We start from the raw sequence: 16857 nt of genomic DNA, 5'->3' as shown, positions 1-16857 counted from the left end.
TTGCTTTTACGGCTCGACCTGTGCCAAACTAAAGCTACAACAGTTGCGATTGGAGTTCCATCCTGATCAACGTCCGCAAGCTCAGCAAGTCGTACGGCGACCGCGCCGTGCTCACCGAGGTGTCCCTGTCCGTGGGGCCCGGCGAGCGCGTGGCCGTCGTCGGCGAGAACGGCTCCGGCAAGTCCACGCTGCTCAGGCTGCTGGCGGGCGTCGAGCGGCCCGACGACGGCGAGATCACCGTCACCGGCGACGTCGGCCACCTCGGCCAGACCCTCGGCCTGCCGCCCGGCCACACCGTCCGGCAGGCGGTCGACCACGCGCTGGCCGGCCTGCGGGCCATGGAGCGGCGGCTGCGCGAGCTGGAGTCGTCGCTCACCGACGACGTCATGGACGAATACGGCGAGCTGCTGACCGCCTACGAGGCCCGCGGCGGCTACGAGGCCGACGCGCGCATCGACAGGGCCTTCCACGGCCTCGGCCTGGCCCACGTCACCCGCGACCGGGTGCTGTCGAGCCTGTCGGGCGGCGAGCGCGCCCGGCTGGGGCTGGCCTGCGTGCTGGCCGCCGACCCCGCCACGCTGCTGCTCGACGAGCCGACCAACCACCTCGACGAGCCCGCGCTGACCTGGCTCGAAGAGCGGCTGCGCGGGCACCGGGGGCCGGTCGTCGTGGTCTCGCACGACCGGATCTTCCTCGACCGGGTGGCCACCGCCGTCCTGGAGGTCGAGGAGGGGGTCGTCACCCGCTTCGGCGGCGGCCACACCGGCTTCCTGGCCGCCAAGGCGGCGGCGCGGGCGCGGTGGGAGCAGGCGTACGCGGCCTGGCGCGAGGAGGTCCGGCAGGTGCGCGAGCACGCCGCCACCACCGCTCACCGCGTGGCGGCCGGGCGGGCCATGAAGGACAACAACAAGATGGCCTACGACCGCAACGCGGGCCGCGTCCAGAGCTCGGTGGCGGCCCGGGTGCGCAACGCCCACGAGCGCCTGCGCCGCCTGGAGGAGGACCCGGTCCCGCGTCCGCCGGCCCCGCTCCGCTTCCGGGCCGCCTTCCGCGGTCCCGCCCCGGCGGGCGACGGTCCCGGCACGCCCCGGCCCCTGGTGGAGCTGCGCGACGTCCACGTCGGCGACCGGCTCCACGTCGAGTCGCTGACCGTCCGGCCGGGCGAGCGGGTGCTGGTGAGCGGGCCCAACGGCGCGGGCAAGTCGACGCTGTTGCGGATCATGGCCGAGCGCGCCGCGTGCCGGGCCGGCCACCTCCCCCAGGACGACGACTTCGACCCCGGCCTGCCCGTGCCGGCCGCGCTCGGCCACGACGGCTACGCCGACGAGCGTCGCGCGGCCCTGCTGGACACCGGCCTCTTCCCGCCGCACGTGCTCGGCCAGAAGGTGGGCGCGCTCTCGGTCGGCCAGCGGCGCCGGCTGTCGCTGGCCAGGCTGCTGATCCGGGAACACGACCTGCTGCTGCTCGACGAGCCGACCAACCACCTGTCGCCGACCCTGGCCGACGAGCTCGACCACGCGCTCGCCGCCTACCCCGGGGCGGTGGTCATGATCACCCACGACCGCGCGCTGAGACGGCATTTCTCAGGCACCGAGATCCGACTGACAGGGGGACACGTATGTTGACCATGATTCCCGAAGGCGCGCCCTACGGCGTGGCCACCGCCGCCGACGGCGCGCTCTGGTTCACGCTCGTGCACCAGGGCCGCGTCGGCAGGCTGGTGCCGGGGCGCGAGCCGGTGATCCACCGGCTCGACCCGGCCGACGGGCAGCCCGGCGTGATCGTGCCCGGCCACGACGGCGCGATGTGGTTCACCGAGGGCAAGGGCGGCCGGGTCTGCCGCATCACCGGCGACGGCCAGGTCACCGCGTACGCGGCCGACTCGCCGTACGGGATCGTCGCCGGGCCCGACGGGGCGATGTGGTTCACCCAGATGGGCAGCGGGCGCATCGGGCGCATCGGCGGCGCGGGCGAGCGGTCCGACTTCGACGTGCCGGTGGAGGGCGGGATGCCCGCCTTCATCACGGTGGGCAGCGACGACGCGCTCTGGTTCACGATCAACCAGGGCCACGCCGTCGGCCGGATCTCGTTGTCCGGGGAGGTCAGCGTGCATCCGCTGCCGACCGAGGGGGCCGCCCCCGTGGGCATCACGCTGGGGCCGGACGGCGCGGTGTGGTTCGTGGAGATCGGCGCCGGGCAGGTCGGCCGGATCGATCCGGCCGGGAAGATCACCGAGTTCCCGTTGCCCGATCGCGCCTGCCGTCCGCACGCCATCGTGGCCGGTCCCGACGGCGCGCTCTGGTTCACCGAGTGGGCCACCGGGCGGCTCGGCCGCATCACGGTCGACGGCACGATCGAGGAGCACCCGCTGCCCTCGGTGCCGCCGTCCGCGTCCGCCGGAGAGGGCGCCCCGAGCCCCGCCGAGGGCAGCGAGCCGCACGGGCTGACGGTCGGGCCCGACGGAGCGATCTGGGTGGCTTTGGAGGCCGGCGCCCTGGCCCGCGTCACGCCCACCCCCGACTCGGCACCCCGGTGAACCGCCCGTAGCGACGCGCCGCAACTGGCGGGCGCGCGGCGCGGCGCGGGCCGCGGAGAGGCGCGGCGGGGGTGCGGCGGGGCGCGGTTTGGTGGGTCAGGGTGGCGGTGGGAGGGCGGGGCGGAGTTGACTGGGGGGATGCATGCCATCATCGTCTCCGCCCAGGGCGGTCCAGAGGTTCTCGAGTACGTCGAGCGTCCCGATCCGGTGCCGGGCGACGGGGAGGTCGTGGTCGACGTCGCGGCCAGCGGGGTCAACTTCATCGACATCTACCACCGTTCCGGCGCCTACCCGCTCTCCCTGCCGAGCCCGATCGGGTCCGAGGGGGCGGGCGTGGTCTCGGCCGTCGGCCCGGGGGTGCACGAGTTGGCCGTCGGCGACACCGTGGCCTGGGCCGGCGTGATGGGGAGCTACGCGGACAAGGCCGTGGTGCCGGCCGACCGGTTGGTGCCGGTGCCCGACGGCGTGTCCGCCGAGGTGGCGGCGGCGGCGATGCTCCAGGGCATGACCGCCCACTACCTCACCCACTCGACGTACGAGGTCAAGGAGGGCCACCAGGTCCTGGTGCACGCCGGGGCCGGCGGCATGGGCCAGTTGCTGATCCAGCTCGCCAAGCTGCGCGGCGCCAAGGTCTACAGCACGGTCTCCACGCCGGAGAAGGAGAAGCTGGCCCGCGAGGCGGGCGCCGACGAGGTGCTGCACTACGACGACTTCGCCGAGGCGTTGCGCGGCCGGATCCACGTGGTCTACGACGGCGTGGGCAAGACCACGTTCGACGGCGGTCTGGAGGCGCTGCGTCCGCGCGGCCTCATGGCCCTCTACGGCGCGGCCAGCGGCCCGGTCCCGCCGATCGACCCCCAGGTGCTCAACCGCGGCGGCTCGCTCTTCCTGACCAGGCCCACGCTCGTCCACTACGTCGCGGAGCGGGAGGAACTGCTCTGGCGGGCCGCCGACCTGTTCGGCTGGATCTCCTCCGGGCAGCTCAGGATCAACGTGTCCGAGCGCTACCCGCTGGCCGAGGCGGGCCGGGCGCACGAGGACCTGGCCGCCCGGCGTACGACCGGAAAGTTGCTGTTGATTCCCTAGCGCTACGCTCACCCCTTGTGGACATCAATGCGGCAGTTTGGTCCTTCGCTGCCGTCGTCGCGCTCCTGACGATCACGCCGGGGCTCGACACGGCTCTCACCCTGCGCACGTCGCTGCTCGTGGGCCGGCGTGCCGCCTGGGGAGTGGTGCTGGGCATCCAGCTCGGCACGCTCGTCTGGGGCGTGCTCACCGCGGCGGGGCTGTCGGCGCTGCTGGCGGCCTCGCGGCCGGCCTACGACGTCCTGCGCTGGGCGGGGGCGGCGTACCTGGTGTGGATGGGGGTGCGCATGCTCCTCGCCAAGGCGCGGGCCGGCGAGGAGGAGGACGGGCAGCACGCGTTCGGGTTCGGGAAGGGGTTCCGGCGCGGGCTGCTCACCAACCTGCTCAACCCCAAGGTCGGGGCGTTCTACGTGGCGATGTTGCCGCACTTCATCCCGGCCGGGGCGCCGCACGCGGCGATGGGGCTGCTGCTGGCCGGGGTGCACGCGGCCGAAGGGCTGCTGTGGAGCACGGTGCTGATCGGGTTCGCCTCGCTGATGAGCGACGTCCTGCGGTCGGCCCGCGTACGGCGGGTCCTCGACCGGGTGACCGGCGTGGTCATCGTCGGGTTCGGGCTCCGGCTGGCCCTTCACGACTGACCCCGGGGCCGATCCGACAGCCGCTTTCCGGACGTTTCCAGAAACAGCAGTTTCCAGAAACCGGACTTTCCTTATATCTCTCGCAAATCTTTGAACTCATTTCGCATTCGCTCCCGTACGTCCCCACACAAGCAATTCCTTCCGGGACAAGGAGCGAAATGTTCACCACCCGCACCACCGTCGGCGCGTCGGTGCTCGCCGCCGCGTTCGTCCTCGCGGCCGTTCCCGCGAGCGCCCAGGCGCAGAGCCAGGCCCCCGCGGCCGCCGCCTGCCGCCAGATCGTCATCACGGGGTCCAACGTGGGCGTGCGCGAGTTCGCCTTCAACAACGGGCAGGTGCTGCAGACACGCAAGACCGGCAGCGTCCTCACCTCCTGCCAGTTCCTCAGAGGCAACGGCAGCAACGGGTACACCCCCAAATGCGGGGCCAGTGGTTACAACTGGTACCAGGTCAACATCAAACCCACGCGCGACGAGATCGGCCTCGTGGTCACAAAGGGGTACGTGCCCGCCACCTGCGCCCGCGTCCGCTAGGGTCGCCGCCGGTTCCCTTCCAGGACACTGCGCCGGGAAATGGGGCAGGGTGAGGTGCGTGAAGACAGCGTTCGTGCTCGGTGGCGGTGGCGTGCTCGGTGCTCACGAGGTGGGCATGCTTCAGGCGCTCGACGACTTCGGCGTCCAGCCCGACCTGGTCGTCGGCACGTCGGTGGGCGCGCTCAACGGCGCGCTCATCGCCGCCGACCCGGCGCGGGCGGTCGACCGGCTGACCTCGCTGTGGCGGTCCGACATCGTGCGCACGGCGTTCGCCGGGTCGTGGGTGGCCCGGCTGTCCACGCTGGCCAGGACCGGCACCCACCTGCACCCCAACGGCCCCCTGCGGGACGTGCTGGCCGGGACGGTGCGCACGGAGCTGATCGAGGAGCTCGCGGTGCCGTTCCAGTGCGTGGCGGCCTCGGTCGAGCGGGCCGCGGCCCACTGGTTCACCAGCGGGCCGCTGGTGGAGGCGGTGCTGGCGTCGTGCGCGGTGCCGGGGCTGCTGCCGCCCGTGAAGATCGACGGGGAGCACTTCTTCGACGGCGGGCTGGTGCACAGCATCCCCGTCGGCCGGGCCGTGCAGCTCGGGGCCAGGCGGGTCTACGTGCTGCACGTCGGCCGGATCGAGCGGCCGCTGACCGCGCCCCGGCGGTTCTGGGAGGTGGGGATGGTGGCGTTCGAGATCGCGCGGCGCTACCGGTTCGCCGAGGAGATGGCAACGTTGCCGCCGGGGGTGGAGGTGCACGTGCTGCCTGCCGGGGTCGGTGAGCCGCTGTCGCCGTTGCGCTACCGGGACCTGTCCCAGATCTCCACCTACATCGACCGGGCGTACGAGGCTTCTTCTCGGTATCTGCGGACAATAGGAGGATGAAGACCCAACCTCAGGGAGGCTGACCCAAGGGAGGCCGCCGATGCTCCCGCCGCGGATCGTGCGCCGGATCATCCTCGCGCCGCTCGTGATCGTGGTCACCGTGCTCGTGCTGGTGACGCTGCCGTTGTGGCTCCTGGTCACGTTCGGGGCCTCCTTGCGGCTGCCGCCGCCGCAGCGCAGGGGGCTGCGGTTCGTCTGGTTCGGGGCGGCCTGGCTGACGCTGGAGTCGGCGGTGCTCATCGCCTGCCTCGGGCTGTGGCTGTCGGGGGCGTTCGGACGGGCCCGGCGCCAGGAGCGGCACTACGCGCTGATCCGCTGGTTCCTGTCGAAGGTCTACGCGGTGGCCGTGCGGATCTTCAGGCTGACCCTGGTCGTCGAGGAGCCGCCGCCGACCCCGCAGGAGCGCGCCGCCCGGCTGAGCCGCCCGGTCGTGGTGCTCTCCCGGCACGCCGGGCCGGGCGACTCCTTCCTGCTGATCTATCTCCTGCTGTCCCGGTACGAACGCCGCCCCCGGATCGTCATGAAGGCCGCCCTCCAGTACGACCCCTCGCTCGACGTCGTGGTCAACCGGCTGCCGAACGCCTTCGTGCCGCGCCGGTCCGGCCGCGAACGGGTGGTCGCGGAGATCCGGCGGCTGGCGACGACCATGGACGACCACGACGCGCTGGTGATCTTCCCGGAGGGCGGCAACTTCACCCCACGCCGGCGGCGGCTGGCGATCCGGCGGCTGGAGGAGAAGGGGCTGGCCGAGGAGGCGGAACGGGCACGCGGCATGGACCATCTGCTGCCGCCCCGGCCGAACGGCGCCATCGCCGCGATCACCGCCTGCCCGGAGGCCGACGTGATCTTCGTCGCCCACACCGGCCTGGACGACCTCGTCACGATCGGCGACGTGTGGCGCAGGCTGCCGTACGCGGCGCGGATCACGGCCAAGTGGTGGCGGGTGCCGGCGGCTGAGGTGCCCCGGGACCGGGAGAGCCAGGTCCGCTGGCTGTACTCCCACTGGGAGGAGATCGACGCCTGGATCACCGCCCAGCGTTCCACGCGGGACGGGGAAACGCCGCCGGACCGGGAAACGGCCCGGGATCAGGAGGCGCCACCGGATCAGGAAGTGGTGCCGGATCAGGGCGAGGGGGCGCCCGGCGGCAGGTAGGGGACCGGGGCGGGGCCGTCGCGCAGCAGGCCCAGCAGGGCGTCGGTGTCGAGGTTCTCCTCGATCAGGTCGCCCAGGGCGTCGAGGCGGGCCTCGCGCAGACGGGCGAAGTCGGTGTCCGGGGCGGGGACGAAGGCGCGCCCGGCCCGGTCGGCGACGTCGGCCAGGAACGCCCGCCGGAAGGCGTCGTTCTCCAGGGCGCCGTGCCAGGTGGTGCCCCACACGTCGCCGGCGCGGCAGCCGTCCAGGAAGGGTTCGCCGCCCTCGACCGTCGCCCGGCCGTGGTGGATCTCGTACGCGCTGACCGGCTCCCCGTAGGCCCGCCCGACGGGCCGTCCGAGCCGCTTGTCCGGCGCGAACTCGACCCGCACGGGCAGCAGCCCGAGCCCGTCCACCCGGCCCGCCCGCGACTCCACCTCGTCCACGATCTCCCGGCCGAGCATCTGGAACCCGCCGCAGATCCCCAGGACGGGCCCGCGCCGGGCGAGGAGGGCATCGGCCAGGCCGGTACGCCGCAGCCAGGCCAGGTCCTCGACCGTGGCCCGCGAGCCCGGCAGCACCACCAGGTCGGCGTCGTCCAGCTCGACCGGGTCGGTCACGAAGCGCACCACCACACCGGGCTCGGCGGCCAGCGCGTCCAGGTCGGTGAAGTTCGAGATGCGCGGCAGCCGGACGACCGCCACGCGCAACGTCTGCCTGCCCAGTGGCCGGCCGGTCGCGACCCGGCGGGAGTCCAGCGCGAGGGAGTCCTCGACGTCCAGCCAGAGGCCGTCGAGCCAGGGCAGCACGCCGTACACCGACCGGCCGGTGAGCTTCCTGAGCATGTCGAGGCCGGGTTCGAGCAGCTCACGGGCGCCCCGGAACTTGTTCACGACGAAGCCGGAGACGAGGGCCTGGTCGGCCGCGTCCAGCAGCGCGACCGTGCCGTGGAAGGCGGCGAACACGCCACCCCTGTCGATGTCGCCGACCACGACGACGGGCAGTCCGGCGGCCCTGGCCAGGCCCATGTTGGCGATGTCGCCGCGGCGCAGGTTGATCTCGGCGGGGCTGCCGGCGCCCTCGCAGATCACCACGTCGTACCGGGCGCGCAGCCGTTCCAGGGAGGCCAGGGCGGTGGTCCGCAGGAGGTCCTTCAGCGCGCCGTACTCCATGGCGTCCACGTCGGCGACGGGCTCGCCCAGGAGCACGACCTGGCTGCGGCGGTCGCTGCCCGGCTTCAGCAGGACGGGGTTCATGTCGGCGACCGGTTCGAGCCCGGCGGCCTGGGCCTGCATGGCCTGGGCGCGGCCGATCTCGGCGCCGCCGGCGGTGACGTAGGAGTTCAGCGACATGTTCTGGGCCTTGAAGGGCGCCACGCGCACGCCCTGACGGGCCAGCCAGCGGCAGATCCCGGCGGTCACCACGCTCTTGCCCGCGTCGGAGGTGGTGCCGGCGACCAGCATCGCCCCGGTGAGCCGCGCAGCGTTCATGCAGATCACCGTACATGAGCCCCAAACTGCGAAATTTCCCAGAAACCGGCCATTTACGAATCGTGTGACTTCTGCCACTCTGTCTAGAACGTTCGCCTAGAACAGCATTCTAGATTTTCCTACGGGAAGGGTGAGCATGGTCAGGACGTTGGGATCGCCGCGTGCCGGCGCCATCGACGCGCAGACCCGGGCGCCGTTCGGCTGGGCGCCGCTGGTCGTGCTCTTCATCGTCGGACTCGTGGACCGGATCGAGTACAACCTGCTGTCGGGGGTGCTGCCGCTCGTCCAGAAGGAGTGGGGGTTCAGCGACACCGCCGCGGGCTCGATCCCCACCGCCGCGGCGCTCGCGGCCGCGATCGTCTCCCTGCCCGCGGGCTTCCTCGCCGACCGGTTCAGCCGTACGCGGATCATCGCGGTGGTCGTCCTCCTGTGGGCCGTCGCCACGCTCGGGTCGGGCCTGGCCACCGGCTTCGTGATGTTCTACCTGATGCGGGTGCTGCTCGCGGCGGCCGAGAACATCGACAACCCGGCGGCCGGCAGCCTGCTCGCCGACTACTACCCGCCGGTCAGCCGGGCCAAGGCGTACGGGCTGACCCGCGTCACGACCTATCTCGGCGGCGTCGGCACGCTGCTGGGCGGCGTGCTGGCCGAGGCGTACTCGTGGCGCACCGCGTTCCTGGTCATGGTGGTGCCCGGCGTGCTCACGGCGGTGCTCTGCTGGTTCCTGCGCGAGCCGGGCCGCGGCGACCTGGACCGGATGGTGGCCGGAGCCGCCGTCGAGCCGCCCGCAGCCCGGCCCGCGACGCCCAAGGCGCCCTTCTGGCAGCAGTTCGGGCAGGTCATCCGCATCCCGACGCTGCTGTTCGTGTGCGCCGGGCTGGGCCTGCTCACCCTCGGCCTGGCCGGCATCTTCTACTGGCTGCCCACCCTCATGGTCCGCGAGTACGGCGTCGGCGTCGGCGCCGCCGGCTCGCTGAGCGGCCTGATCACCATCGCGGGAACGCTGGCCGGCACCCTGGTCGGCTCCTGGCTGGGCCGCCGGTGGCACGGCACCCGCAAGGGCGGCAGGCTGCTGGCCGGCGGCGGCGGCATCACGGCGGGCGCGGCGGTGCTGGCCGGGGCGCTCGCCATGGACTCGATCGGCCCGATGACCGCGCTGGTCCTGCTGGCCTGCTCGCTGATGTCGATCGCGATCCCGAACATGACGGCCTGCCTGGCGGACGTCGTCCCGGCCGCGGCGCGCGGTCTCGGCTTCGCCGTGCTGCAACTGCTGATCACGGCGGCCGGGGCGTTCGGCTCGCTCGTCGTCGGCATCGCCTCCGACCGGTTCGGCTCGCTGATCGGCGGCATGTACCTGCTGGTCGTCCCCATGATCGTGGGCGGCCTCCTGACGCTCGGCGCCCGCGCCTCCTTCGAGCGCGACGCCGGGCGGGTCATGGACGCCGCCCGCGCGGGCTAGGGCAGGCAGACGGTCAGCGCCCCCGGGGCCACCTCGGCTTTGAGCTTGGTGGTGGCCTCGCGGTCGCCCCCGTCCAGTTCGTACGTCAGCGGCGACCCGAACCGGGCCGTCACCTTGCGCGCCCGGGTGATGCGCACGAACGGCGAGTCCTCCGACCGTCCGGCGGCCATCTTGCCCATCACCCTGGCCCACTGGATCGGCCCCTTGGCCGTGGACAGCCCGACCTCCAGCCAGCCGTCGTCCGGCCGGGCGTCGTCGAACGCCTCGATCCCGCCGGCGATCGTGCCCACGTTGCCGAGCAGCAGGCAGCTCGCCTCGCCCTCGAACCAGGTGACCCCGTCGACCTTGACCTTCATCGGCACCAGGGGCCCGCCGACGTGCCGGACGGCGGCCTTGACGTAGCTGAGCCTGCCGAACTTCCGCTTGGCCTTGCCGTCGGCCTCGGCGATCATCTCGGCCTCGAACCCGGCGCCGGCCATGACCGCGAAGTGCTCGCCGTTGAGCAGCCCGAGGTCCAGCTCGGCGCGGCGGCCCTCGAAACCGATCCGTACGGACTCCTCCAGGTCGGTGGGGATGCCCAGGTTGCCGGCGAACAGGTTGGCCGTGCCGGCGGGCAGGATCGCCATCGGCACGCCGGAGCCGGCCATGGCGTCGGCGCACCGTTGCACCATGCCGTCACCGCCCCAGACGAACACCTGCTCCGCGCCCGCCTCCAGGGCCTTGCGCACCTTCTTGGGCGCCTTCTTGCTCTTGGGCACCTCGTGCCAGATCAGCTCTCCGACGTCCCGCTCGGTGAGCAGCACGCGCAGCCGGTCCAGCCCGGCGCCGAGGATCTTCTTCTGATGTGCGACAACTGCGATTGTGGGGGACACTCCTCCCGCACTACCCGTGGTTTGCGGGGTTATGAATGGCTTTCATGCGGGTAGCGGTGGCCGAATGCGCATCCAGGACTGGTTCCTCACCGAGGAGGAACGCGACAACCGGGCGACCGGGCTCGACGCCTGGTCCAGCGGCAACGAGGTACGCCCGCTCATCCACGGCGCCACGTACTTCGCCGAGCTGAACAGCCGCCTGGCGGCGCTGCGCAAGGACGACCTGCTGCTGTTCGCCGACTGGCGGGGCGACCCCGACGAGCGGCTGACCGACGACGGGCCCACGGTGAGCGCGGCCCTCGGCGCCGCGGCCGAGCGCGGCGTCATCGTCAGGGGCCTCATCTGGCGCTCCCACCTGGACCGCCTGCGTTTCAGCGCGGCCGAGAACCGGCACCTGGGCGAGAAGATCGAGAACGCGCACGGGCAGGCGATGCTCGACACGCGGACCAAACCGGGCGGCTCGCACCACCAGAAGTTCGTCATCCTCCGCCACGACCGCGACCCCTCGGCGGACGTGGCCTTCGTCGGCGGCATCGACCTGTGCCACAGCCGCCGCGACGACGCCGAGCATCTGGGCGACCCGCAGTCCTGCCCGATGCCCGACGTGTACGGCCCCCGCCCGCCCTGGCACGACATCCAGCTCGCCATCCACGGCCCGGCGGTCGCCGAGGTGGAGAAGACCTTCTGCGAACGCTGGGAGGACCCGGCCCCCGAGACCAGGGACCCGCTGCGCCGCCTGCGCGACCATCTGAGCAGGCTGGACGACGCTCCCCCGCTGCCCGACCCGGGCCCGCCGCCCCCGCGCGCAGGCACGCACCACGTGCAGCTCCTGCGCACCTATCCGGCCCGGCACAGCGCGTACCCGTTCGCGCCGGACGGGGAGCGCAGCATCGCCCACGCCTACCACAAGGTGCTCGGCAGGGCCCGGTCGCTGGTGTACCTGGAGGACCAGTACCTGTGGTCCACGGACGTGATCGAGCCGTTCGCGCAGGCGCTGGAGCGCGAGCCGGAGCTACGGATGATCATCGTGGTCCCGCGCCACCCCGACCAGGACGGCTGGCTGGCCGGCCCGGCGAGCCTGATCGGCCGGGTCGAGGCGCTGAACCGGCTGACGAGCGCCGGCGGCGACCGCGTCGCGATCTACGACCTGGAGAACCACCAGGGCACCCCCGTCTACGTGCACGCCAAGGTGTGCGTGGTGGACGACGTGTGGGCCTCGGTCGGGTCGGACAACGTCAACCTGCGCTCGTGGACCTACGACTCGGAGCTGAGCTGCGCCGTCCTGGACGAGCGGGAGGACCCGAGGCCGCCGCACGGCGCCCTGAGGTTCGCCCGCGACCTGCGGCTGACGCTCATGTCCGAGCACCTGGACGAGGAGTCCGAGGCCGGCCGGGACGAGCTGTGCGACCCGGTCGCCGCGTTCGACGCCTTCGCCGGGTCGGCGGCCCGGCTGGAGGACTGGCACTCCTCCGGCTGCCGGGGACCGCGCCCGGCCGGCCGGTTACGCCCGCACCCCGCCCCCACGCTGTCCAGGGTCCGCAGGGCGATGGCCATGCCGCTCTACCGGTTCGCCGTCGACCCCGACGGCCGGCCGCCGGAGCTGCGGAGATCGCGGAGGTTCCGATGAAGACGTTCCTGCTCCACAGGCTGGGGCCGCGGATGACGGTCGCGGCGTTCGCCGTCGCGCTCATCATGATCCCGTTCTCCCTGCTGCTCGTCGTGGCCAAGATGCCGCTCAACGAGCTGGACGCCGGAGCGGCCCGCGAACTGCACGAGTACGCGCTCGCCCACCCCGGCGTGACCCGGGTGCTCATCGTCTGGACGGATCTGTTCGGCCCGTGGCCGTGGCGGATCGCGGTGGGCGCGTTCACGGTCTGGCTGCTGATGCACGGCAGGCGCAGGCTGGCGCTGTGGGCGATCACGACCGTCACCGCGGGCGGCCTGATCGGGCTCGGCCTCAAGATCCTCGTCGCGCGGGTGCGGCCGCACCTGCCCGACCCCGTCGCCCTGGCGCCCGGCGACTCCTTCCCCTCCGGCCACGCGGTCAACGTGACCCTCGGGGCCGGGGTCGTCACCCTGCTCCTGCTGCCGATGCTGCCCCGGTGGGGGCGGCGGCTCGCCTGGGTGCTGGCCTGGTTCGTGGTGGTCTCGGTGGGCTTCACCAGGATCGCCCTCGGCGTGCACTGGGTGAGCGACGTCGTGGCGGGGATCGTGCTGGGCGTGGCGGTGATCGCCGCGACCGCGGCGGCGTTCGAGACGTGGCGGCGCGACACGGGCCGCAGGCCCACCGCGCCGCTGTCGGAAGGTATGGAACCCGAACCGGTGAAGGTGCCCGATGAGCAAAGCTGAGCATGTCCGGTACTACGCGCTGTCGCTGGTGTTACCTCTGGTGCTGATGGGCGCCGTCTCGTACGGCATGGGGCTGCTCATCGTCGGCGTCCCCCAGCCCGGCGACGTGGCCGTGAGCAAGGAGTTCGCCTCGATCCGCACGTCGCTGTGGAACACGCTCACCGACTACGGCACCAGCCTGTCGGACACGCCCTACGTGGTGGCGTTCACGGCGGTGGCGGTGATCCTGTTCCGGCTGGTGTACAAGCGCTGGCGGGAGTCGTTCTTCATGATCGCCGCGGTCTGGGGCCAGTCGCTGGTCTTCCTGGCCACCACCGAGCCGGTCGGCCGCAGCCGCCCGCCGGTGCACCACCTCGACCCCGCGCCGCCGACCTCCAGCTTTCCGTCGGGACACGTCAGCGCCGCCGTCGCGTTCTACTGCGGGCTGGCGCTGGTGCTGACGACGCACGTACGCAACCGGGCGCTGCAGGTGGTGATCTGGACGATCGGGATCGCGGCCCCGCTGATCGTCGCCTTCTCCCGGCTCTACCGCGGCATGCACTTCTTCTCGGACGTGACCTGGGGGCTGCTGCTCGGGGTGTTCTGCGTGGTGGTGGCCGCGCGGTCGATCCTCTACCGGACCTGGGACACCCGGCAGGCGGCCGTGAAGGGCGACCGAAAGCGTCCCGCCTCCGTCCGCGACTAGCGCGGGCCTGCTCGCCGGCCGGGTCAGACGAAGGCCCCGATCCCCGTCACGGCCCGGCCGACGATCAGGGTGTTGATCTCCCTGGTCCCCTCGTAGGAGTAGATCGCCTCGGCGTCGGCGACGAACCTGGCGATGTCGTGGTCCAGCAGGATGCCGTTGCCCGCCAGCAGCTCCCGCGCCCACCCGACGACCTGGCGCATCTGCGTCGTGCAGTACGCCTTGGCCAGCGCCGAGTTCTCGTCCCGGTAGATCCCGGCGTCCTGGAGCTGCGCCAGGCGGACGACCATGCCGAAGCAGGCGGTGGCGTTGCCCAGCATCCTGACCAGCAGGTCCTGGACGAGCTGGAAGGAGCCGATCGGGCGGCCGAACTGCTCGCGCTCCTTGGCGTAGGCCAGGGCGATCTCGTACGCGGCGATCATGATGCCGACCGCCTGCCAGGCGACCCCGCTGCGGGTGCGGCGCAGCACCCTGGCGGTGTCCCGGAAGGAGCCGGCCTCCTGCAACCGGTCGGACTCGGGGACGCGGCAGACGCGCAGCGTGATGTCGGCGTTCTGGACCGTGCGCAGGGCCATCTTGTTCTCCATCTTCGTGGCGGTGAAGCCGGGGGCGCCCTTCTCCACCACGAAGCCCTTGACGCGGCCGTCGTCGGCGTCGCGTGCCCAGACGACGACGAGGTCGGCGAACGTGCCGTTGCCGATCCAGCGCTTGGCGCCGTCGAGCACCCACGTGTCGCCCTCGCGCCTGGCCGTCGTGCGCAGGCCGCCGGCCACGTCGGAGCCGCCGGTCGGCTCGGTCAGCGCGAACGCACCGATCTTCTCCATCCTGCTCATCGCGGGCAGCCAGCGCCGGCGCTGCTCGGCCGAGCCGCACTCGGCGATGCTGCCCATGGCCAACCCGGTGTGCACGCCGAAGAACGTGGCCATCGAGGCGTCGGCGTGCGCCATCTCCAGGGCGAGGAAGCCGCTGAGCAGGCCGCTCGGCCGGGGCCCGGGGCACTCGGGGTGGGCCAGGCCCGCGACGCCGAGGCCGGCGTAGCCCTTCACCAGCTCGACGGGGAACTCCGCGCGCACCCAGCAGTCGTTCGCGACGGGCACGACCTTCTCCCGCAGGAAGGCGCGCACCCGCAGCAGGATCTCGCGCTCGTCGGCCGAGAGCAGGTTCTCGAACTCGTAGAAGTCCCCGGTCAGCAGCTCGGACATGACCTCGTGTCCTTCCTCGGGCCGGCGCGGCGGGCTCTGTCCCAGCGCCCTACCCTGCGCGCCGGAGGCCACACGGACGGTCAGCCGGGTACGCCGCGCCGCTTACCATACGGCCCATGACCACCCACGGATTCACGCTCACCGCGGAGGGCCCGTTCGACTTCGGCGCGACGCTGCGCTTCGTCGAGGACTGGCCGGCCACCAGCGCGCTGCCCTCCGACGGCCGGGCGCTGCGCTTCGCCTACTGCGCCGAGTCCGACTGGCTGCCGATCGGGGTGAGCGTGACCGCCGCTCCCGGCGGCGTCGCCGTCACCACCACCCGCGCCCCCGGCCCGGCGATCCGGGGCGAGATCGCGCGCATCCTCTCCCTCGACGTGGACGCCGGCGGCTTCGCCGAGCTGGGCGAGGCCGACCCGGTGCTCGGCGACGTGCAGCGGCACCGCCCGGGGCTGCGGCCGGTGTGCTTCTGGAGTCCGTGGGAGGCGGCCTGCTGGGCGGTGATCGTGCAACGCTCGTCGATGCTCGTCGCCTCGCGGATCAAGCAGCGCATCGCCGACCGCTACGGCGCGGCCGTCACCGTGGACGGGCAGGCGTACCAGGCGTTCCCGCCGCCGGTGAGCCTGGTGGACGCGGGCGGGCTCGGGCTGCCGGCGCAGAAGGAGGAGTGGCTGCGCGGGCTGGCCAGGGCGGCGCTCGACGGCGTGCTCACCACCGAGCACCTGCGCTCGCTCGCCCCCGAGGACGCCCTGGCCGAGCTGCGCGCGCTGCCCGGCGTGGGGCCGTTCTCGGCCGGTCTGATCCTGATCCGCGGGGCGGGCGCGCCCGACGCGTTCCCCGGCGACGAGCCCCGGTTGTTCGGGATCCTGCGCGAGGCGTACGGGCTGCCCGAGGACGCCCCGGCGAGCGCCTACCGCAAGATCGCCGAGTCGTGGCGGCCCTACCGGTCGTGGGCCTCGTTCCTGTTCCGCGCCACCGGCTACCGGGCCGCCGCGGACTGAACCCGCTGGCCGCCGAGCACGACGCTCACAGGGACGTCAGGGCGGCCAGTTCGCGCCACTCGGGCAGGGGCGGCTCGCCGGGGCGGTCGGTGAGCACCTGGAGGCACACGTGGTCGGCGCCCGCGTCGAGGTGGGCCCGTACGCGCTTCTCGATCGCCTCCACGTCGCCGTGGGCCACGATCGCGTCCACCAGCCGGTCGCTGCCGTGCTCGATCTCGTCCTCGCCGAAGCCGAGCCTGCGCAGGCTGGCGGCCTGGTGAGGGGCGCCGGTGCGGTAGAAGAAGACGTGCTCGGCGGCCAGCTCACGGGCCCTGGCCGGGTCGGGGTGCAGCACGACGGCCTGCTCGACGGCCAGCAGGGCGCCGGGGCCCATGGCCTGCCTGGCCCGCGCGGTGTGCTCGACCGGCACGAAGTACGTGTGCGCCCCGAGCGTGCGCCTGGCCGCCAGGTCCAGCATCTTCGGGCCGAGCGCGGCCAGCATGCGGCGCGGCGCGCGCTCCGGGGCCGGCGAGTTCAGCGGGACGGCGTCCATGGCGTCGAGGTAGCCGCCCATCGTGGTCACCGCCCGGCCGAGGCTGGGGATCGCGTAGCCGTCCATCTGGATCGGCCCGTCGCTGATGCGGTGGCCGCCGAGGCCCAGGACGTACCGGCCGGGGTGGGCCTCGTTGAGCGCCCGTTCGGCGGCGGCCATGCTGATCGGGTCGCGCAGGGCGATGTTGGCGATGCCGGCGGCCACCGTGATCCGCCTGGTCGCCGAGAGCAGCAGCCACGACTGGCTCACCGAGTCGCGGCCGAACCCCTCGCCGAACCACAGCGCGCCGTAACCCAGCTCCTCGATCTCGGCCGCGCCGTCGCGCAGCTCCCCGGCCGGACGGTCGTCGAAGGCGAACGTCCACAGGCCCACCTTGCCCAGGCGGGGGCCGTCGTCGTGGTGGGGGTTGTCGGTCATGGGTCACACCGTCCCGTCTATGCGGAGAGCCTCTCCGGTTACGTCGGGGACTATAATCGG

The 16857-nt window shown here is 72.8% G+C and carries 16 protein-coding genes; 12 read left to right on the top strand and 4 right to left on the bottom strand.

All coding sequences use genetic code 11. From position 1 onward, the window contains the following. The first annotated feature begins 59 nt into the window (after nucleotides 1-59). The 7 genes from ACWCSU_RS21120 to ACWCSU_RS21090 all read left to right on the top strand — a co-directional run bounded on the left by ACWCSU_RS21120 (nucleotide 60) and on the right by ACWCSU_RS21090 (nucleotide 6817). On the top strand, nucleotides 60-1625 hold the full coding sequence (locus tag ACWCSU_RS21120) for an ABC-F family ATP-binding cassette domain-containing protein (RefSeq protein WP_449937034.1): 1566 nt from the start codon (nucleotides 60-62) through the stop codon (nucleotides 1623-1625). Continuing rightward, on the top strand, nucleotides 1619-2536 hold the full coding sequence (locus ACWCSU_RS21115; protein ID WP_449936863.1) for a Vgb family protein: 918 nt from the start codon (nucleotides 1619-1621) through the stop codon (nucleotides 2534-2536). The genes ACWCSU_RS21120 and ACWCSU_RS21115 overlap by 7 nt, the downstream gene beginning before the upstream one ends. Nucleotides 2537-2674: 138 nt before the next feature. After that, the gene (locus tag ACWCSU_RS21110) at nucleotides 2675-3622 is read left to right on the top strand and encodes a quinone oxidoreductase family protein (RefSeq protein ID WP_449936862.1); all 948 of its coding nucleotides are present in this window, start codon (nucleotides 2675-2677) and stop codon (nucleotides 3620-3622) included. A gap of 17 nt (nucleotides 3623-3639) precedes the next feature. Next, entirely contained in the window at nucleotides 3640-4260 is a 621-nt protein-coding gene (locus ACWCSU_RS21105) for a LysE family translocator (RefSeq protein WP_449936860.1), read from the top strand. Nucleotides 4261-4418: 158 nt separating this feature from the next. Further along, on the top strand, nucleotides 4419-4793 hold the full coding sequence (locus ACWCSU_RS21100) for a hypothetical protein (RefSeq protein ID WP_449936859.1): 375 nt from the start codon (nucleotides 4419-4421) through the stop codon (nucleotides 4791-4793). 58 nt (nucleotides 4794-4851) lie between these two features. After that, on the top strand, nucleotides 4852-5664 hold the full coding sequence (locus ACWCSU_RS21095) for a patatin-like phospholipase family protein (protein ID WP_357705002.1): 813 nt from the start codon (nucleotides 4852-4854) through the stop codon (nucleotides 5662-5664). 40 nt (nucleotides 5665-5704) lie between these two features. Continuing rightward, on the top strand, nucleotides 5705-6817 hold the full coding sequence (locus tag ACWCSU_RS21090) for a 1-acyl-sn-glycerol-3-phosphate acyltransferase (protein ID WP_364092195.1): 1113 nt from the start codon (nucleotides 5705-5707) through the stop codon (nucleotides 6815-6817). Here ACWCSU_RS21090 and ACWCSU_RS21085 read toward each other — a convergent pair. Continuing rightward, entirely contained in the window at nucleotides 6787-8286 is a 1500-nt protein-coding gene (locus tag ACWCSU_RS21085; protein ID WP_364092193.1) for a cobyric acid synthase, read from the bottom strand. The genes ACWCSU_RS21090 and ACWCSU_RS21085 overlap by 31 nt on opposite strands. A gap of 136 nt (nucleotides 8287-8422) precedes the next feature. On the opposite strand from ACWCSU_RS21085, the gene ACWCSU_RS21080 reads away from it, so the two are divergent. Beyond that, nucleotides 8423-9745: an MFS transporter gene (locus ACWCSU_RS21080; protein WP_357704995.1), complete on the top strand. Its 1323-nt coding sequence runs from the start codon at nucleotides 8423-8425 to the stop codon at nucleotides 9743-9745. Here the strand turns inward: ACWCSU_RS21080 and ACWCSU_RS21075 are convergent. Beyond that, nucleotides 9742-10617: a diacylglycerol/lipid kinase family protein gene (locus ACWCSU_RS21075; RefSeq protein ID WP_357704992.1), complete on the bottom strand. Its 876-nt coding sequence runs from the start codon at nucleotides 10615-10617 to the stop codon at nucleotides 9742-9744. The genes ACWCSU_RS21080 and ACWCSU_RS21075 overlap by 4 nt on opposite strands. 64 nt (nucleotides 10618-10681) lie before the next feature. Between ACWCSU_RS21075 and ACWCSU_RS21070 the strand changes: the two genes are divergently transcribed. The 3 genes from ACWCSU_RS21070 to ACWCSU_RS21060 are packed head-to-tail and all read left to right on the top strand — an operon-like array spanning nucleotide 10682 to nucleotide 13651. Then, nucleotides 10682-12244, top strand: coding sequence for a phospholipase D family protein (locus ACWCSU_RS21070; RefSeq protein WP_357704989.1), 1563 nt, complete (start codon nucleotides 10682-10684; stop codon nucleotides 12242-12244). Beyond that, nucleotides 12241-12966: a phosphatase PAP2 family protein gene (locus ACWCSU_RS21065; protein ID WP_357704987.1), complete on the top strand. Its 726-nt coding sequence runs from the start codon at nucleotides 12241-12243 to the stop codon at nucleotides 12964-12966. The genes ACWCSU_RS21070 and ACWCSU_RS21065 overlap by 4 nt, the downstream gene beginning before the upstream one ends. Beyond that, nucleotides 12953-13651, top strand: a complete 699-nt coding sequence (locus ACWCSU_RS21060) for a phosphatase PAP2 family protein (RefSeq protein ID WP_357704985.1) — start codon at nucleotides 12953-12955, stop codon at nucleotides 13649-13651. The genes ACWCSU_RS21065 and ACWCSU_RS21060 overlap by 14 nt, the downstream gene beginning before the upstream one ends. A gap of 23 nt (nucleotides 13652-13674) precedes the next feature. Here ACWCSU_RS21060 and ACWCSU_RS21055 read toward each other — a convergent pair whose 3' ends face one another. After that, on the bottom strand, nucleotides 13675-14850 hold the full coding sequence (locus ACWCSU_RS21055) for an acyl-CoA dehydrogenase family protein (protein ID WP_449936856.1): 1176 nt from the start codon (nucleotides 14848-14850) through the stop codon (nucleotides 13675-13677). Nucleotides 14851-14966: 116 nt separating this feature from the next. Here ACWCSU_RS21055 and ACWCSU_RS21050 point away from each other — a divergent pair, with 116 nt between their 5' ends. Beyond that, nucleotides 14967-15848, top strand: coding sequence for a DNA-3-methyladenine glycosylase family protein (locus ACWCSU_RS21050; RefSeq protein ID WP_449936854.1), 882 nt, complete (start codon nucleotides 14967-14969; stop codon nucleotides 15846-15848). Nucleotides 15849-15873: 25 nt separating this feature from the next. Here the strand turns inward: ACWCSU_RS21050 and ACWCSU_RS21045 are convergent, their stop codons facing one another. After that, entirely contained in the window at nucleotides 15874-16797 is a 924-nt protein-coding gene (locus ACWCSU_RS21045) for a TIGR03620 family F420-dependent LLM class oxidoreductase (protein WP_357704978.1), read from the bottom strand. Nucleotides 16798-16857 lie beyond the last annotated feature (60 nt).

The sequence above is a fragment of the Nonomuraea sp. NPDC001699 genome (assembly GCF_053596455.1).
Note: the sequence above shows the minus strand (reverse complement) of the source record. Positions and strands in the feature narration are given on the sequence as shown.